This is a genomic window from Streptomyces sp. NBC_01618 (genome assembly GCF_045209435.1).
Classification (GTDB): domain Bacteria; phylum Actinomycetota; class Actinomycetes; order Streptomycetales; family Streptomycetaceae; genus Streptomyces.
Genome location: NZ_CP109297.1, coordinates 1,858,452 through 1,875,050, shown reverse-complemented (window position 1 = coordinate 1,875,050; position 16,599 = coordinate 1,858,452). Strand labels below are relative to the sequence as shown.

The following is a 16,599-nucleotide window of genomic DNA, read 5'->3' as shown; positions in this document are numbered from 1 at the left end:
GCAGGTTTCGATCTGATGACCACCAGCTGTCGTACCCGGATGCAACAGTGGACACATGACCGACACCCCACCCCCCTACGGCACCCCCGACCACCCCCGCGTCGCCGTCCGAGGCGAAGCCCCCCTCGCACCCGCGGAATGCTCATCCGAGCACCCCGGCGCACAATTCAACACTTGTCAATAACCCTTCACCCAAAGGTTGTTGAGCAGTCACGTGCGGCCAATTAACTACCCGTAGGTAAGGTCTAGGCTCGAACCATGCGCCGAGCAAAAATCGTTTGCACCCTGGGACCCGCCACCGACACATACGACCAGATCAAGGCATTGGTCGAAGCGGGAATGGACATCGCCCGCCTCAACCTCAGCCACGGCACCTACGCCGAACACGAAGAGCGATACCGCCACGTACGCAAAGCCTCCGACGAAAGCGGACACAGCGTCGGCATCCTCGCCGACCTTCAAGGCCCGAAGATCCGCCTCGGACGCTTCCGCGAAGGCCCCGTACTCCTCGAACGCGGCGACGACTTCACCATCACCGTCGAACCCATCGAAGGCGACCGCCATACCTGCGGCACCACCTACGACGGCCTCGCCACCGACGTCACCACAGGCGAACGCATCCTCGTCGACGACGGTCGCGTCACCCTCGAAGTCACCGAGGTGGACGGCCCCCGCGTCCACACCACCGTCATCGAGGGCGGCATGGTCTCCGACCACAAGGGCCTCAACCTCCCCGGCGTCGCCGTCTCCGTCCCCGCACTCTCCGAGAAGGACATCGAAGACCTCCGCTGGGCCCTGCGCACCGGCGCCGACATCATCGCCCTCTCCTTCGTACGCAGCGGACGCGACATCGAGGACGTCCACCGCATCATGGACGAGGAGGGCCGCCGCCTCCCCGTCATCGCCAAGGTGGAGAAACCCCAGGCCGTCGACAACATCGACGGCATCGTCGCCGCCTTCGACGGCATCATGGTCGCCCGCGGCGACCTCGGCGTCGAAATGCCCCTGGAACAAGTGCCGATCGTCCAGAAGCGCGCGATCAAACTCGCCAAGCGCAACGCCAAACCGGTCATCGTCGCCACCCAGATGCTCGACTCGATGATCGACAACTCCCGCCCCACCCGCGCCGAGGCCTCCGACGTCGCCAACGCGGTCATCGACGGCACGGACGCGGTGATGCTCTCCGGCGAGACCAGCGTCGGCAAGTACCCCGTCGAGACGGTCCGCACGATGTCCCGCATCGTGGAGGCCGCCGAGGAGGACATCCTCGCCAAGGGCCTCCCGCCCCTGAACGACCGCAACAAGCCCCGCACCCAGGGCGGCGCGGTGGCCCGCGCGGCGGCCGAGATGGGCGACTTCCTGGGCGCCAAGTTCCTGGTCGCCTTCACCCAGAGCGGCGACACGGTCAGGCGCCTCTCCCGCTACCGCTCGCCCATCCCGCTCCTGGCCTTCACCCCGGCCCCGGCCACCCGCTCCCAGCTCAACCTGACCTGGGGCGTCGAGACCTTCCTCGGCCCGCACGTGGAATCGACGGATGCGATGGTGGCCCAGGTCGACGAGGAGCTGCTGAAGATCGGCCGCTGCGAGAAGGGCGACGTCGTGATCATCACGGCCGGCTCCCCGCCGGGAGTCCCGGGCTCGACGAACCTGGTCCGGGTCCACCGTATCGGCGAGGACGAGAGCCCGAAGTAGGGCCGGTCGTCAGTACTTCGGCCCGACGTGGGCGTCCATGAGCGCGACGGACGCCCGTCGGGCGACGGAGATGTTGTACTTCTTGCCCGCGCGGGTGCAGTGCGTCCACTCGATGCCGAGCTTGTCCAGGGTGTCGGTGTAGAGCTGCCGGATGTCGTCCGAGACGTTCGTGAACCAGTACCTCGGGTACTCGTAGCGCTTGCGTACGCCGCCGACCATCCGAGTCGTCCAGTTCATGTTCCGGCAACCGTCGGAGTGGATGAGTCCGCGGATGAAGTCCCAGGGGTGGGCGTCGACGATTTCCTGCTGCCAGGGTTCGAGGATGATGGGGCGCTCGTGCTTCTTGCCGGGGCCGTGTTGCGGGAACAAGCACCACAGGTGCTTGGAGACCACCTTGACCTGGCGGCATCCCTTCCGGCGCACCCTGCACACGGAATTCTCCGGAAAGACGGCGCGCATGGCGTTCTCGCACAGGTCCATGAGGCCCGGCCAGGCATCGGCGCAGGCAATCGACAGGCTGGGAGTGCTCATCCTCCTGTTCTGCACGATGTGCCCATCGCCGAGGTAAAGGCCAAGAAGGTACGCGTACGCAGATTGATCAAGCTCGCCTTCGCATCGAGGGCAAAAGGAACGGTGGGCTCCGGGGCACTCGCCGCGTTTGGCGCGGTCCATGTGTTTCCAGTAGCTGATGGTGCCTGCCGGGACGTTCAGCTTCCGCGCCACGTCCGCGTTCTTTGCGCCGCCTCGGAGGAGAGTGAGCGCCCTCTGCCGTAGTTCCGGTCCGTGGAAGTTCATACGAACACCATGAGCGACCACTCGCTACTGGGTGCAGCAGAAAGCGGATGTTCACGAGAACGTGAACATCCGCTTTGTCTCACATGTGCCGAGTGCGGGATTCGAACCCGCAAGCCCTTTCGGGCAGATGTGTTTGAGACATCCGTGTATGCCATTCCACCAACCCGGCGAGGTTGCTGCCGGAAAGTGTACCGGGTGACATGCCCGGTCCGCTGCTAGGTAGGCTCAAGGGAGCTGTACCTGCCCTTGGAACAAGGAGTCCCCGTGACCGCCCCCGAGCCGCCCCAGCCCTCCGCCGACGACGACAAGTCGCACGTTCCGCCGCTGACGACCCGGGTCGTCATCGCGGAGGACGAGGCGCTCATCCGTCTCGATCTCAAAGAGATGCTGGAGGAAGAGGGCTACGCGGTCGTCGGTGAGGCCGGGGACGGTCAGCGGGCTGTCGAGCTCGCCCGGGAGCACCGGCCGGACCTGGTCATCCTCGATGTGAAGATGCCGGTCCTGGACGGGATCTCCGCCGCGGAGAAGATCGCCGAGGAGTCCATCGCGCCCGTCCTGATGCTCACCGCGTTCTCGCAGCGCGATCTCGTGGAGCGGGCGCGGGACGCCGGGGCGATGGCGTATCTCGTGAAGCCGTTCAGCAAGAGCGACGTGGTGCCGGCCATCGAGATGGCGGTGTCGCGGTTCGCGGAGCTGAAGGCGCTGGAGGGTGAGGTCGCCGACCTCGCGCAGCGGCTGGAGACGCGGAAGCTGGTGGACCGGGCGAAGAGCATTCTGCAGACGGATTACGGTCTGTCGGAGCCGGCCGCGTTCCGGTGGATCCAGAAGACGTCGATGGACCGCCGACTGTCGATGCAGCAGCTTGCCGAGGCGTTGATCGAGGATGCCGAGGAGAAGAAGAAGGCGGCGGAGTAGCCCGTACGCGCGTACGCGGTCATGAAGGAGGCCCGTACCCGGTCAGCCGGGTGCGGGCCTCCTTCATGTGTACGGGAGGGGTCAGTCCTCGCCGAGGTAGGCCTTGCGGACGGACTCGTCGTGGAGGAGGTCCGCGCCGGTGCCGGAGAGGACGATCTTGCCGACCTCCATGACGTGGCCGTGGTCCGCGAGGGAGAGTGCGGCCTGGGCGTTCTGCTCGACGAGCAGGATGGTGGTGCCCTGTGCCTTGAGTTCGACGATGGTCTCCATGATCTTCTGCATCATGATCGGGGAGAGGCCCATGGAGGGTTCGTCGAGCATCAGGAGTTTGGGCTGGCACATGAGGGCCCTGCCCATGGCGAGCATCTGCTGTTCGCCGCCCGAGAGGGTTCCGGCGGCCTGCTTGCGGCGTTCCCCGAGGATGGGGAAGAGGTCGTAGGCGCGCTGGATGTCCTTCTCGATGCCTGCCTTGTCGTTGCGGAGGTAGGCGCCGAGCTGGAGGTTCTCGGTGATCGTCAGCCGGGGGAAGATGTGGCGTCCCTCGGGGGAGTGGGCGAGGCCCAGGGAGACGACCTTGTGGGCCGGGATGTTGGTGAGTGGTTGGCCGTCGAAGGTGATGCGGCCGCCGGCCGGCTTGAGCAGTCCGGAGAGGGTGCGCAGGGTGGTGGTCTTGCCCGCACCGTTGGTGCCGATGAGGGTGACGACCTGGCCGGCTTCGACGGTGAAGGAGATGCCCTTGACGGCTTCGATCTTGCCGTAGGCGACGCGGAGGTCCTCGACCTCCAGTAGTGCGGTCATCGGGCGTCCTCCTCCTCGGTGCCGGTGGTGCCGGTGGTGCTGTCGGTTTCGGTGGTGCTGTCGGATTCGGTGGTGCTGTTGGTGTCGGCGGCGGCGTCGGCCGCCTTGGTGGCGACGGCTTCGGCTGCTTCGACCTCGGCGACTTCTTCGGCGCCGGGGGCGCCTTCGAAGGGGGTGCCGAGGTAGGCGGCGACGACGCGTTCGTCGCTCTGGACGACGTCGGAGGTGCCTTCGACGAGTTTCTCGCCCTGGACGAGGACGGCGACGCGGTCGCAGAGGTTGAAGATGAACCGCATGTCGTGCTCGATGACGAGGACGGCGATGCCCTGGTCGCGGATGGCGAAGATGAGTTCTTCGGTGACGCGGGTTTCCTGCGGGTTCATGCCGGCGGTGGGCTCGTCGAGGAGGAGGAGTCCGGGGTCGCTGGCCAGTGCGCGGGCGATTTCCAGCTTGCGCTGGTCTCCGTAGGGGAGGTTGCGCGCGAGGTGGTCGGCCTTGTCCTGGAGGCCGATGAACTCCAGGAGCTGCATGGCTCGTTCGCGGCTGGCGTGTTCGGCCTTGGTGAAGCCGGGGAGCCGTAGGAGGGCGGACCAGAGGCCTTCTTTTGTCCTGGTGTGGCGTCCGACGAGGACGTTCTCCAGGACGGTCATGTTGGCGAAGAGCCGGATGTTCTGGAAGGTGCGGGCGATGCCTGCCTGGGTGACGAGGTGGGGCTTGGGCGGCAGGACGGTGCCTTTGTAGCTGACCTTGCCCTCGGTGGGGACGTACAGGCCGGTGAGGCAGTTGAAGAAGGTGGTCTTGCCGGCGCCGTTGGGGCCGATGAGGCCGACGATCTCGCCCGCGTTGACGGTGAAGTCGACGTTGCGTACGGCGGTGAGGCCGCCGAAGCGCATGGTGACGCCACTCGCGTCGAGGACGGTGGTGGCGGTTTTCGTGGTGGTCATGGTGGTCACGCCCCCGCCTTGGCGATGCCGGCGCCGGTCTCTTCGGACTGCCGTGGCTCCGGTACGTCGAGCTGGTCGGTCTCGTGGAATTCGAGCTGCTTCCTGCGGTCGGCGACGAGGCCCTCGGGGCGCAGGCGCATCAGGAGGATGAGTGCGACGCCGAAGAGGAAGAGCTGGTAGTCCGACATGAACTGGAGCTTGGCCGGGATGAGGTAGAGGAGTGCGGCGCCGACGAGGGGTCCGCTGAGGGTTCCCATGCCGCCGAGGATGACGGCGGCGAGGAGGAATGCGGAGTTGGGTGGTACGGAGCCGGCGAACTGGTACTGCTCGGGTGTCACGGTGTAGTTGACGTGTGCCTGGACGGTTCCGGCGAGGCCGGCGAGGGTGGCGCCGAGGGCGAAGGCCAGCAGTTTGAGCCGGAAGGCGTTGATGCCCATGGCGGTGGCTGCGGTTTCGTCCTCGCGGATGGCGACCCAGGCGCGGCCGATGCGGGATTCTCCGGAGCGGCGGAAGACGAGGACGACGACGGCGGTGAAGACGAGCATCAGCAGGTAGTAGTTGGCCGACCTGCCGAGGTTGAAGCCGAGGATGTCGTGTTTGAGTCCGAAGTCGAATCCGAAGAAGTTGAGGTCGGGGATGCTGGGGATGCCCTGGGAGCCGTTGGTGAGGTCGGGTCCGCTGTTGCCGTTGAGGTTGTTCACGGTGAGGCGGAAGATTTCACCGAAGCCGAGGGTGACGATGGCGAGGTAGTCGCCGCGTAGTCGGAGGGTGGGGGCGCCGATGAGGACGCCGAAGATGAGTGAGGCTGCGGCGCCGGTGAGTACGGCGGCCCAGAAGGGGAATTCGACGCCGATGGCCGACATGGTGGAGCCGGAGACCAGGGCGGCGGCGTAGGCGCCGACGCCGAGGAAGGCGACGTATCCGAGGTCGAGGAGGCCGGCGAGGCCGACGACGACGTTGAGGCCGAGTGCCACGGTCGCGAAGATGAGGATGTTGGCGCCGATGAGCGCGTATTCCTCTTTCTGCTGTGTGAACGGGAAGCAGACGGCTGCGACGAGGGCGGCGGCGAGGGTGACGTTGCGGTGCTTGGTGGTGAGTGCGGTGACGCGGGAGACGAGTCCGGCGCGGTGGAGTGCGGTGAAGGCGAAGCCGACGGTGATGAGGAAGCCGATGAAGAGTTCGGCGTAGTCGGTGTCGATTCCGTAGCTGAAGATGTAGAGGCCGATGCCGAAGGCTACGGCGATGATGAGGATTTCGGCCCAGGAGGGGAGGGGGGTGGCGCGGCGGGCCGGTGGGGCGCCGAGGCTGTTGCGGAAGCGTTGCCAGGCGGTGGTGCCGGTGCCGGTGTGTGGCTGGTCTCCGGGGAGGCCGAGTGCGGCGATGGCGGCGATGAGTGCGCCGGTGCCGCTGACCCAGGCGCCGGGTTCCAGGTTGACGACGCCGCCGAGGTCGTAGGCGATGGCGCCGATGGTGTAGCCGGTGGTGCCGAGGGTGCCGAGGGCGAGGAGGCGGACGGGGCTGTTGGTGCCGCCGGGGGTGAGCCAGCGGAGGCCTCGGATGCCGTACCCGGACAGCGCGAAGAGCAGGGTGAGTGCGGCGCTGATGAGGGTGAGGACCTGGAGGCCGCCGGGGTAGCCGGTGACGGTGAGGTCGCCGGGGAATTCGCTGGTCCAGGTCCAGGCGAGGAAGGTGCCGGCGAGTGCGATTGCGGCGCCTGCGAGGGTGGCGATGCGGGCGGCGGCTGCGGGGACCGGGAGGAAGGGGGCGGCCTCGGGTGCGGTGGTGTGGTTGGTGGTCATCCGTATCACGCCCGATCCGCGACGCGTTCGCCGAGCAGGCCCTGGGGCCGGATCAGCAGGACGACGATGAGGAGGACGAAGGCCCATACGTCCTTCCAGGCACCGCCGCCGAAGAGTTCCATGCCGGGGACGTCGCTCATGTAGCCAATGGCGAGGGATTCGGCGACGCCGAGGACGACGCCGCCGAGCATGGCGCCGTAGATGTTGCCGATGCCGCCGAGTACGGCTGCGGTGAAGGCTTTGAGGCCCATGAGGAAGCCCATTCTGAAGCCGATCACGCCCTGCTTGAGCCCGTAGGCGACGGCGGCGATGGCGGCGAACGCGGCACCGATGGCGAAGGCCATGACGATGATGCGGTCGGTGTTGATGCCCATGAGCTTCGCGGTGTCGGGGTCCTGGCTGGTGGCCTGCATGCCGCGGCCGGTGCGGGTCTTGGAGACGAAGAGGCCGAGGGCGATCATGCAGACGGGTGCGGTGATGAGGACGAAGAGGTCACCGAGTTGGATGTGGGCGCCGAAGATGTCGATCGCTTCGCCCTTGAACTGGGGGAAGGAGCGGTCCTTCTTGGCGTCGGGGTACCACTTCCAGATGGCCTGCTGGAGTGCGAGGGAGAGTCCGATCGCGGTGATGAGCGGTGCGAGTCGGGGGGCGCCCCGCAGGGGCCGGTAGGCGAAGCGTTCGGCGGCTGTTCCGACGGCGACGGAGCATATTACGCCGCCGATGATCATGAGTGGGGTGATCGCGAGGAGGGAGACACCGGCCGGCATCCAGAGGTACACGGTGAGAGCTCCGAAGCCTCCGATCATGAAGATCTCGCCGTGGGCGAAGTTGATGAGCTGGATGATTCCGTAGACCATCGTGTAGCCGATCGCGATGAGACCGTACATCGCGCCGAGGATGAGTCCATTGGCCAGCTGTTGCGGCAGTTCGTTCACCGCAGGGCCTCCGTGGAGTGGTTCGGATATGGCACCGCGCGGGAGCGCTGGTAGCGCTCCCGCGCGGTCTGGTGTCAGTTCAGTGCGTGGCTGGGAGGGCCTGTGGGGGTCAGGGCTTGTAGGCCTCGCTGAGCTTGGAGGTCCACTTGCCGCCGTCGACCTGGTAGGCGGTCATCATGGTGTTGGTGGTGTCGCCGTATTCGTCGAAGGAGACGGGGCCGGTGACGCCGTCGAACTTGACCTTGGCCATGGCTTCGAGGACCTTGACGCGGGCGTTGTCGGGGAGCTTGCCGTTGTTGTCGGCGACGGCGATCTTGACGGCCTCGATGATGGACCAGGTGGCGTCGTAGGTGCCGCCGCCGTAGGCCTCGTAGGCGTCCTTGTATCCGGCCGTCTTGTAGTCCGCGATGAACTTCTTGGCGGAGTCGAGTTCCTCGACGGGCTTGCCGACGGAGGTGGCGATGTCGCCCTGGGCCTTCTTGTTGAGCTTGATGAAGTCGGCGCTGTACATGCCGTCGCCGCCCATGAGGGGGATCTGGACGCTGTCCTTGAGCTGCTGGCTCAGGGGTGCGCCGGCGGGGTACTCGCCGCCGTAGTAGACGGCCTTGGCGCCGGACTTCTTGACCTTGGTGACGACGGCGTTGAAGTCGCGGTCGTCCGGGTTGACGTGGTCGGTGCCGACGATCTTGCCGCCGAGGGTGGTGAAGGTCGCCTTGAAGGAGGCGGCGAGACCGGCGCCGTAGGGCTTCTGGTCGTCGATGAGGTAGACCTGCTTGATCTTCGCGTCGTTGAAGAGGTACTTCGCTGCGAAGGCGCCCTGGATCTGGTCCGTGGTGGCGGTGCGGAAGTAGGTCTTGTAGGGGCGCTTCTTTTCGCCGGTCTTCCAGTTCTCGCCCTGGGTGAGTTCGGTGCCCGTGTTGGCGGGGGAGACCTGGGTGAGGGAGGCGTCGTTGAGCGGCTTCTGCATCGACTGGGAGACGCCGGAGTTCAGCGGGCCGACGACGCCGACGACGGTGGCGTCGTCGATGAACTTCTGGGCGTTCTGCTGGCCGACGGAGGGCTGTGCCTGGTCGTCGAGCGGCTTGACCTCGAACTTGATGCCGGGGACGGTCTTTTCCTTGTTTGCCGTCTTGGCGGCGAGGTCTGCGGAGTTCTTGATGCCGAGGCCGAGGGCGGACAGGTCGCCCGTGATGGGCGCGTCGACGCCGATGACGACGGTCTGGGTGTCGCCGCTGCTGCTGTTGTTGCCGTCGTCGCGCGACCCGCAGGCGGTGAGTGTCAGTGCTCCGGTGGTGAGCACTGTGGTGAGGATGAGCAAAGAACGGTGTCGCACGAAAGGTCCTTTCCCTGGCGCGGCCTCCTCTGCTTGAGGTGCCGTGTCGTTCGCCGGGCCGTACTGGTTGGTACAGGGCCGTGCTGCAGACGCGCCCGGCGGCGCGGTGACTGGCGGTGACTCTAGGCGCAGGTGTGGGGGTCCGGGATGGGTCCGCCGCAGGATGTGACTGTCTTGTTATGCCTTTGAGCAAGGCTTGAGGTGGCTGTGCTGACATGTACGGTTTTTTGCCGGTCGGGTGGAGTGACCGCATGGTGAGAACGCGCAGCTCTGCTAAGGGGCTTGGGTGGATCTTGCTGCTGTCGCGCGGTGGGGGTGGGAAGGGGGGTGTGCGGGCGCGACGAGGTGCCCGGCGGTGGTGGGGCCGGGTTCGGGGTGTTGCGTGGAGCGTTTTGTGTGGGGCGCTTTTGTTACGCAGTGTTACGTCTGGGTGGGTGCGGGCGACGCGGTGTGGTGTGCGGGGAGTGCTGAGTGGGCCATACAACGGAGGCCGGGGTCAAGGGTGTTGGTCGGTCCGGTTGCTCAACTGTGTTGTGTGCGTGGGTGGTTGTGGGTGGGAATGGCGCTGCCCGGCCGGATTGTCATCCGGCCGGGCAGCGGTGCGGTGGGTGTGGTGCGGTGTCTTTCGGCCGGTCAGGCGGCGTCGGGCCGGGGCGCGTCGCGGAGCAGGCAGGTGAGCCGGGCGGTGCAGACGCGCTTGTTGTGTTCGTCGGTGATGGCGATCTCGTAGGTGGCGGTGGAGCGGCCGCGGTGTACGGGGGTGGCGACGCCGGTGACGAGGCCGCTTCGTACCCCTCGGTGATGGGTGCAGTTCAGGTCGACGCCGACGGCGAGCTTGGTGGCGCCGCCGTGGAGCATGGAGCCGATCGAGCCGAGGGTCTCGGCGAGGACGGCGGAGGCGCCGCCGTGGAGCAGTCCGTAGGGCTGGGTGTTTCCCTCGACGGGCATGGTGCCGACGACGCGTTCCGCGGAGGCTTCGACGATCGTGACGCCCATGCGCTCGCCGAGGTGGCCGGCGGAGAAGAGGGCGGGCAGGTCGACGCCGAGTGCGGCGAATTCGTCGATGATCTCCTGGGGGAACTTGGGTGTGGTGTGCTCGCCCATGGGGTCCGGCTCCGATCGTCTGCGGTGGTTCACCGTCTTATTTGCTGTATGCATCGTTCTTATCAGACGACTGAGCGAACGCTTAGGGCCTGTCCGGTCCTGATCCGTTGGACCGGACCTGGTGGGTTGTGGGTACGGATCATTCCTGGCCGGCCCGCCCCTGGATGTTCTCGAAGCGCACGACGACGGACTTGCTGGCGGGGGTGTTGCTGGTGTCGGCCGTGGAGCCGAGGGGTACCAGCACGTTGGTCTCCGGGTAGTAGGCGGCGGCGCAGCCCCGGGCCGTCGGGTAGTGCACGACGCGGAAGCCGGGGGCGCGGCGTTCCACGCCGTCCTTCCACTCACTGACCAGGTCGGTGTACGCGCCGTCGGCCAGGCCGAGTGCGCGGGCGTCCTCGGGGTTGACCAGGACGATGCGGCGGCCGCTCTTGATGCCGCGGTAGCGGTCGTCGAGGCCGTAGATCGTGGTGTTGTACTGGTCGTGCGAGCGCAGGGTCTGCAACAGCAGCCTGCCTTCGGGGAGTTCGGGGTATTCGACGGGTGCGGCGGTGAAGTTGGCCCTGCCGGTCGTGGTGGGGAAGCGGCGTTCGTCGCGGGGGCCGTGGGGGAGGGTGAAGCCGCCGGGGCGGGCGACGCGGGCGTTGAAGTTCTCGAAGCCGGGGACGACGCGGGAGATGCGGTCGCGGATTGTCGCGTAGTCCTTCTCGAACTCCTCCCAGGGGGTGGTCGATCCGGGGCCGAGGACGGCGCGGGCGAGGCGGGCGACGATGGCGGGCTCGGAGAGCAGGTGGGGGCCGGCCGGGGTGAGGTTGCCGCGCGAGGCGTGGACCATGCTCATGGAGTCCTCGACGGTGACGAACTGCTTGCCGCTCGCCTGGACGTCCTTGTCGGTACGGCCCAGTGTCGGCAGGATCAGGGCGCGGGTGCCGGTCACGGCGTGCGAGCGGTTGAGCTTGGTGGAGACGTGGACGGTGAGGCGGGCGCGGCGCATCGCGGCCTCGGTGACTTCCGTGTCGGGGGTGGCCGCGACGAAGTTTCCGCCCATGGCGAAGAAGACCTTGGCCTTGCCGTCGCGCAGTGCCTCGATGGAGCGGACGACGTCGTAGCCGTGGTGGCGCGGCGAGGTGATCCCGAATTCCTTGTCGAGGGCGTCGAGGAAGGCGGGGGAGGGCCGCTCGAAGATGCCCATGGTGCGGTCGCCCTGGACGTTGGAGTGGCCGCGGACGGGACAGACCCCGGCGCCGGGGCGGCCGATGTTGCCGCGCAGCAGGAGGAAGTTGACCACTTCGCGGATGGTCGGCACGGAGTGCTTGTGCTGGGTGAGGCCCATGGCCCAGCACACGATGGTGCGCTTCGAGGCGAGGACCATCGCGAGGGCCTCTTCGATGGTGCCGCGGTCGAGGCCGGTGGCGGCGAGGGTCTGTTCCCAGTCGGCTTCGCGGGCGGCGGCCGCGAACTCCTCGTAGCCGTGGGTGTGCTCGCGTACGAAGGTTTCGTCGACGGCGCCCTCGGTCTGGAGGATCATCTTGTTGAGGAGCCGGAAGAGGGCCTGGTCGCCGCCGATACGGATCTGCAGGAAGAGATCGCCCAGCGCGGTGCCCCTGATCATGCCGAGCGGGGTCTGCGGGTTCTTGAACCGCTCCAGGCCGGCCTCGGGCAGCGGATTCACCGAAATGATCTTCGCGCCCGCCGACTTGGCCTTCTCCAGGGCGGAGAGCATCCGGGGGTGGTTCGTGCCGGGATTCTGTCCGGCGACGATGATGAGGTCGGCCTGGTGGAGGTCTTCCAGCAAGACGCTGCCTTTGCCGATGCCTATGGTCTCCGTGAGGGCCGAGCCGGAGGACTCGTGGCACATGTTGGAGCAGTCGGGGAGGTTGTTGGTGCCGAATTCGCGGGCGAACAGCTGGAGCAGGAACGCCGCCTCGTTGCTGGTGCGCCCGGAGGTGTAGAAGAGCGCCTCGTCGGGGGAGTCGAGCGCGCCCAGTTCCTCGGCGATGATGCCGAAGGCGCGCTCCCAGGTCACCGCCTCGTACCGCTCGGCGCCTTCGGGGAGGTACATGGGCTGGGTGATCCGTCCCTGCTGGCCCAGCCAGTACCCGCTGCGCGAGGCGAGATCGGGGACCGGGTGTGCGGCGAAGAAGTCGGGGGTGACGCGGCGCAGCGTCGCTTCCTCGGCGACGGCCTTGGCGCCGTTCTCGCAGAATTCCGCGGTGTGCCGTTCGTCGCCCTCGGGCCAGGCGCAGCCGGGGCAGTCGAAGCCGTTCTTCTGGTTGACCTTGAGGAGGGTCTGCGCGGTGCGCCGCAGGCCCATCTGCTGCTGCGCGATGAGCAGGCTGTGGGCCACGGCCGGCAGTCCGGCGGCGGCGTGCTGCGCGGGTTCGACCTGCGGTGCGTCCTGGACCGGGTCACCCGTGGGCGGTTTCGTGGCCATGGTGCGCTCCTCTTCGAGGCGGTGCCGACGCGCATGCGCGCGGTGCGCTTACGCATCGATGCGGTACGTGTTCCTCGCGCGATCCTGCCACGCGGCCCCGGCGGAGCGTCCGGGGAGTCAGGTGCGGTCGGGATTGTCAGTGGTCCGTGGCAGGATCGGGGGCGTGGCTGAGACGGCATCGAAGAAGACGGCAGACAACCGACCGCGCCTGCTCCTGATGGACGGGCACTCCCTGGCGTACCGGGCGTTCTTTGCGCTGCCTGCGGAGAATTTCACGACAGGGTCGGGGCAGCCGACGAACGCGGTGTACGGCTTCGCCTCGATGCTGGCGAACACATTGCGTGACGAGGCGCCGACGCATTTCGCGGTGGCGTTCGACGTCTCGCGCAAGACCTGGCGCTCGGAGGAGTTCCCGGAGTACAAGGCGAACCGCTCGAAGACCCCGGACGAGTTCAAGGGCCAGGTGGAGCTGATCGGCGAGCTGCTCGACGCGATGCGCGCCGACCGTTTCGCGATCGACGGTTTCGAGGCGGACGACGTCATCGCCACGCTGGCCACGCAGGCCGAGGCGGCCGGTTTCGAGGTGCTGATCGTCACCGGTGACCGGGATTCGTTCCAGCTGATCACGGACAACGTCACCGTGCTGTACCCGACGAAGGGCGTCTCGGAGCTGACGCGCTTCACCCCGGCGAAGGTCGAGGAGAAGTACGGGCTCACGCCGCGGCAGTACCCGGACTTCGCGGCGCTGCGCGGTGACCCGTCGGACAACCTTCCGGGCATCCCCGGCGTCGGTGAGAAGACCGCCGCGAAGTGGATCAACCAGTTCGGTTCGTTCGACGAGCTGGTGGAGCGCGCCGAGGAGGTCAAGGGCAAGGCCGGTCAGAATTTCCGGGACCACCTGGACGCGGTGCGGCTGAACCGCAGGCTGACCGAGATGGTCCGTGACGTGGAGTTGCCGAAGACCCCGCAGGACCTGGAGCGCGCGCCGTACGACCGCACGGCGGTGACCGGTGTGCTCGACGTCCTGGAGATCCGTAACCCGAGTCTGCGCGAGCGGTTGCTGGCCGTCGACCCGGGCGCGGCCGAGGACGAGGCCCCGGCGCCCGCCGCGGGTATCGAGCTGGACGGCGCGGTGCTGGGCGCGGGCGAGCTGGCGCCCTGGCTCGCCGAGCACGGCGGGCAGCCGCTCGGCGTCGCCACCGTCGACACGTGGGCGCTGGGCTCCGGCACGGTCACCGAGATCGCGCTCGCGGCGGCCGGCGGCGCGGCGGCCTGGTTCGACCCCGCGGAGCTCGACGAGGGCGACGAGCAGGCGTTCGCCGCCTGGATCGCCGACCCGGAGCGACCGAAGGTCATGCACAACGCGAAGAGCGCCATGCGGGTCTTCCCGGAGCACGGCTGGCAGGTCGACGGCGTCACGATGGACACCGCGCTGGCCGCCTACCTGGTCAAGCCCGGCCGCCGTTCCTTCGCGCTGGACGCACTGGCGGTGGAGTACCTGGGCCGGGAGCTGGCCCCCGCGGCGGCGTACGACGGGCAGCTGGCCTTCGGCGCGGACGACCGGGCCGAGGCCGACGCCCTGATGACGCAGGCCCGCGCGGTCCTGGACCTGGGGGACGCCTTCTCCACCCGGCTCGCCGAGGTCGGCGCGGCCGAGCTGCTGCATGACATGGAGCTGCCGACGTCCGCCCTGCTGGCCAGGCTGGAGCGGCACGGCATCGCCGCGGACCGGGCCCATCTGGAAGGCATGGAGCAGCAGTTCGCCGGTGCGGTGCAGCAGGCGGTGAAGGAGGCGCACGCCGCGGTCGGCCGCGAGTTCAACCTCGGTTCGCCCAAGCAGCTCCAGGAAGTCCTCTTCGGCGAGCTGGGCCTGCCCAGGACGAAGAAGACGAAGACCGGATACACGACGGACGCCGACGCACTGGCCTGGCTCGCCGCCCAGACCGAGCACGAGCTGCCGGTCATCATGCTGCGCCACCGCGAACAGGCGAAGCTGCGGGTCACCGTCGAGGGCCTGATCAAGACGATCGCGGCCGACGGCCGTATCCACACCACGTTCAACCAGACGGTGGCGGCGACCGGCCGGCTCTCCTCCACCGACCCCAACCTGCAGAACATCCCGGTCCGTACGGACGAGGGCCGGGCCATCCGTCGGGGCTTCGTCGTCGGCGAAGGCTTCGAAACGCTGATGACGGCCGACTACAGCCAGATCGAACTGCGGGTGATGGCCCACCTCTCCGAGGACGCCGGTCTCATCGAGGCGTTCACCTCCGGCGAGGACCTGCACACGACGGTCGCTTCGCAGGTCTTCGGCGTCGACAAGTCGGCCGTCGACCCGGAGATGCGCCGCAAGATCAAGGCCATGAGCTACGGACTCGCGTACGGGCTCTCCGCGTTCGGCCTCTCCCAGCAGCTGAGCATCGAGGCGGGCGAGGCGCGCGGCCTGATGGACACCTACTTCGAGCGGTTCGGCGGAGTGCGTGACTATCTGCACCGCGTGGTGGAGGAGGCCAGGGCCACCGGCTACACGGAGACGGTCTTCGGCCGCCGCCGCTACCTCCCCGACCTCAACAGCGACAACCGCCAACGCCGCGAGATGGCCGAGCGGATGGCGCTCAACGCACCGATCCAGGGCACGGCGGCGGACATCGTCAAGGTCGCCATGCTCCATGTCGACCGGGCGCTGACCGGGGCGAAGCTGAAGTCCCGGATGCTGCTCCAGGTCCACGACGAAATCGTGCTGGAGATCGCCGGGGGCGAGCGCGCGCAGGTGGAGGAGATCCTCCGCCACGAGATGTCCACGGCCGTGCAGTTGCGCGCCCCGCTCGATGTCTCGGTCGGTGTCGGCACGGACTGGGAGTCCGCGGCGCACTGACACGGCGCACTGACACGGCGCAGAAGCACGGCGCAGAGACACGGCGCACTGACGCTGCGGCGCCGGACGGGCCGGGCCTTTCGGAGACTCCCGGAGAATCAGGCCCGTCCGGCGACCGAGGGCACGGAAGCACGCGGTCGCCGCAGCCGCATCCACGCCCCGTACAGCACCAGGCCCACCGCCGCTCCCGCCCCGGCGCCGAAGCAGGCGGTCGGGATGATGTCCAGCGGGGTGTCGATGTGCCCGAAGTACGCGTACCACCGTGCGCACCGGTGTACGACGCCGAGCAGTACGCAGACGCTCAGCAGTGCCCCCGCCGACCACCGCCCCCGACGGCTCAGCACGGGCACGGACGGCGGGGCCGGGCACGCCCCCGTCCGCCGCAGCCCCGACGCCGTGAACCAGGCGAGCACGACCAGGGCCACGGCCGAACTGCCGTACTGCACCAGCTGGAACACGGGATGTCCCGCCACACTCCCGTCGAGCACCGGCACCAGCCGCACACCCCACCGGTCGTGATGGGTGAAGGCGTCCCAGACGACATGGGTGGCGGACCCGATGACCGCCGACAGCGCGAACCACCCACCGTCCCGGACACCCCACGCCCCCCGTCCGGGTGCGCGCCGGCCCCGTACGAACGTGTGCACCCGCCCCTGCCAGGCCCTTGGCAGCAGCGCCACCAACGGTTCGCGCAGCAGCAGCCACAGCGCCACCACGGCCCCGGTGATCAGCACATCGACCGTGCACACGCCCCACACCGAATGGGTGACCTGCCCGAACTCCATCGCTCCAGGGATCGCGGTATCCGCGTAGTACGTCATGTCGGGCGCGAACGAGCCCGCGACGAGGGCCGAGGCGAGGAGTGGGCCGCGTGCCGTTCCGTTGCGCCGGATCCCCGGGAGCACGGCGGCGGCATGACTGAGGGTGAACGGCATGGCGGCAAGTATGCGCGAGCCGCCGACGCCCTCCCGACGACCG

General features: G+C 68.0%; 12 protein-coding genes and 1 tRNA gene. 3 read left to right on the top strand and 10 right to left on the bottom strand.

Features of this window, described 5'->3' with window-relative positions; all coding sequences use genetic code 11:
- Positions 1 to 258: 258 nt before the first annotated feature.
- Positions 259 to 1,692, top strand: a complete 1,434-nt coding sequence (gene pyk, locus OH735_RS08885) for a pyruvate kinase (RefSeq protein ID WP_406380844.1) — start codon at positions 259 to 261, stop codon at positions 1,690 to 1,692.
- A gap of 9 nt (positions 1,693 to 1,701) precedes the next feature.
- Here the strand turns inward: pyk and OH735_RS08880 are convergent, their stop codons facing one another.
- Both OH735_RS08880 and OH735_RS08875 read right to left on the bottom strand, forming a co-directional pair.
- Positions 1,702 to 2,487 carry a helix-turn-helix domain-containing protein gene (locus OH735_RS08880; protein ID WP_406380843.1) on the bottom strand — a complete coding sequence of 262 codons (786 nt, stop codon included), beginning with the start codon at positions 2,485 to 2,487 and terminating at the stop codon, positions 1,702 to 1,704.
- Positions 2,488 to 2,573: 86 nt separating this feature from the next.
- Positions 2,574 to 2,656: transfer RNA gene (locus tag OH735_RS08875), tRNA-Leu, on the bottom strand.
- 95 nt (positions 2,657 to 2,751) lie between these two features.
- On the opposite strand from OH735_RS08875, the gene OH735_RS08870 reads away from it, so the two are divergent.
- Positions 2,752 to 3,402, top strand: a complete 651-nt coding sequence (locus tag OH735_RS08870) for an ANTAR domain-containing response regulator (protein ID WP_406380842.1) — start codon at positions 2,752 to 2,754, stop codon at positions 3,400 to 3,402.
- An 81-nt stretch (positions 3,403 to 3,483) separates the two neighbouring features.
- On the opposite strand, the gene OH735_RS08865 is transcribed toward OH735_RS08870, so the two are convergent.
- The 7 genes from OH735_RS08865 to OH735_RS08835 all read right to left on the bottom strand — a co-directional run bounded on the left by OH735_RS08865 (position 3,484) and on the right by OH735_RS08835 (position 12,746).
- Complete coding sequence (locus OH735_RS08865) at positions 3,484 to 4,200, bottom strand: ABC transporter ATP-binding protein (RefSeq protein ID WP_406380841.1); 717 nt, start codon at positions 4,198 to 4,200, stop codon at positions 3,484 to 3,486.
- Positions 4,197 to 5,153 (bottom strand): ABC transporter ATP-binding protein, encoded by a 957-nt coding sequence (locus OH735_RS08860; protein WP_406380840.1) that lies wholly within the window; start codon positions 5,151 to 5,153, stop codon positions 4,197 to 4,199. The genes OH735_RS08865 and OH735_RS08860 overlap by 4 nt, the downstream gene beginning before the upstream one ends.
- Positions 5,150 to 6,943 carry a branched-chain amino acid ABC transporter permease gene (locus OH735_RS08855; RefSeq protein WP_406380839.1) on the bottom strand — a complete coding sequence of 598 codons (1,794 nt, stop codon included), beginning with the start codon at positions 6,941 to 6,943 and terminating at the stop codon, positions 5,150 to 5,152. The genes OH735_RS08860 and OH735_RS08855 overlap by 4 nt, the downstream gene beginning before the upstream one ends.
- Before the next feature lie 5 nt (positions 6,944 to 6,948).
- Positions 6,949 to 7,878: a branched-chain amino acid ABC transporter permease gene (locus OH735_RS08850; RefSeq protein ID WP_406380838.1), complete on the bottom strand. Its 930-nt coding sequence runs from the start codon at positions 7,876 to 7,878 to the stop codon at positions 6,949 to 6,951.
- A gap of 109 nt (positions 7,879 to 7,987) precedes the next feature.
- Positions 7,988 to 9,196: a branched-chain amino acid ABC transporter substrate-binding protein gene (locus tag OH735_RS08845; protein ID WP_406386480.1), complete on the bottom strand. Its 1,209-nt coding sequence runs from the start codon at positions 9,194 to 9,196 to the stop codon at positions 7,988 to 7,990.
- 648 nt (positions 9,197 to 9,844) lie between these two features.
- Positions 9,845 to 10,315, bottom strand: coding sequence for a PaaI family thioesterase (locus OH735_RS08840; RefSeq protein WP_406386479.1), 471 nt, complete (start codon positions 10,313 to 10,315; stop codon positions 9,845 to 9,847).
- Positions 10,316 to 10,454: 139 nt separating this feature from the next.
- Complete coding sequence (locus tag OH735_RS08835) at positions 10,455 to 12,746, bottom strand: FdhF/YdeP family oxidoreductase (protein WP_406380837.1); 2,292 nt, start codon at positions 12,744 to 12,746, stop codon at positions 10,455 to 10,457.
- A 163-nt stretch (positions 12,747 to 12,909) separates the two neighbouring features.
- Between OH735_RS08835 and polA the strand changes: the two genes are divergently transcribed.
- Positions 12,910 to 15,621 carry a DNA polymerase I gene (gene polA, locus OH735_RS08830; protein ID WP_406380836.1) on the top strand — a complete coding sequence of 904 codons (2,712 nt, stop codon included), beginning with the start codon at positions 12,910 to 12,912 and terminating at the stop codon, positions 15,619 to 15,621.
- 98 nt (positions 15,622 to 15,719) lie between these two features.
- Here polA and OH735_RS08825 read toward each other — a convergent pair whose 3' ends face one another.
- The gene (locus tag OH735_RS08825) at positions 15,720 to 16,556 is read right to left on the bottom strand and encodes a DUF4184 family protein (RefSeq protein WP_406380835.1); all 837 of its coding nucleotides are present in this window, start codon (positions 16,554 to 16,556) and stop codon (positions 15,720 to 15,722) included.
- Positions 16,557 to 16,599 lie beyond the last annotated feature (43 nt).

Bases quoted from the DNA above. Each gene is read 5' to 3' on its own strand.
- OH735_RS08835 (WP_406380837.1), bottom strand. From the start codon at position 12,746: ATGGCCACGAAACCGCCCACGGGTGACCCGGTCCAGGACGCACCGCAG.
- OH735_RS08865 (WP_406380841.1), bottom strand. From the start codon at position 4,200: ATGACCGCACTACTGGAGGTCGAGGACCTCCGCGTCGCCTACGGCAAG.
- OH735_RS08880 (WP_406380843.1), bottom strand. From the start codon at position 2,487: ATGAACTTCCACGGACCGGAACTACGGCAGAGGGCGCTCACTCTCCTC.
- OH735_RS08855 (WP_406380839.1), bottom strand. From the start codon at position 6,943: ATGACCACCAACCACACCACCGCACCCGAGGCCGCCCCCTTCCTCCCG.
- OH735_RS08825 (WP_406380835.1), bottom strand. From the start codon at position 16,556: ATGCCGTTCACCCTCAGTCATGCCGCCGCCGTGCTCCCGGGGATCCGG.
- OH735_RS08840 (WP_406386479.1), bottom strand. From the start codon at position 10,315: ATGGGCGAGCACACCACACCCAAGTTCCCCCAGGAGATCATCGACGAA.
- pyk (WP_406380844.1), top strand. From the start codon at position 259: ATGCGCCGAGCAAAAATCGTTTGCACCCTGGGACCCGCCACCGACACA.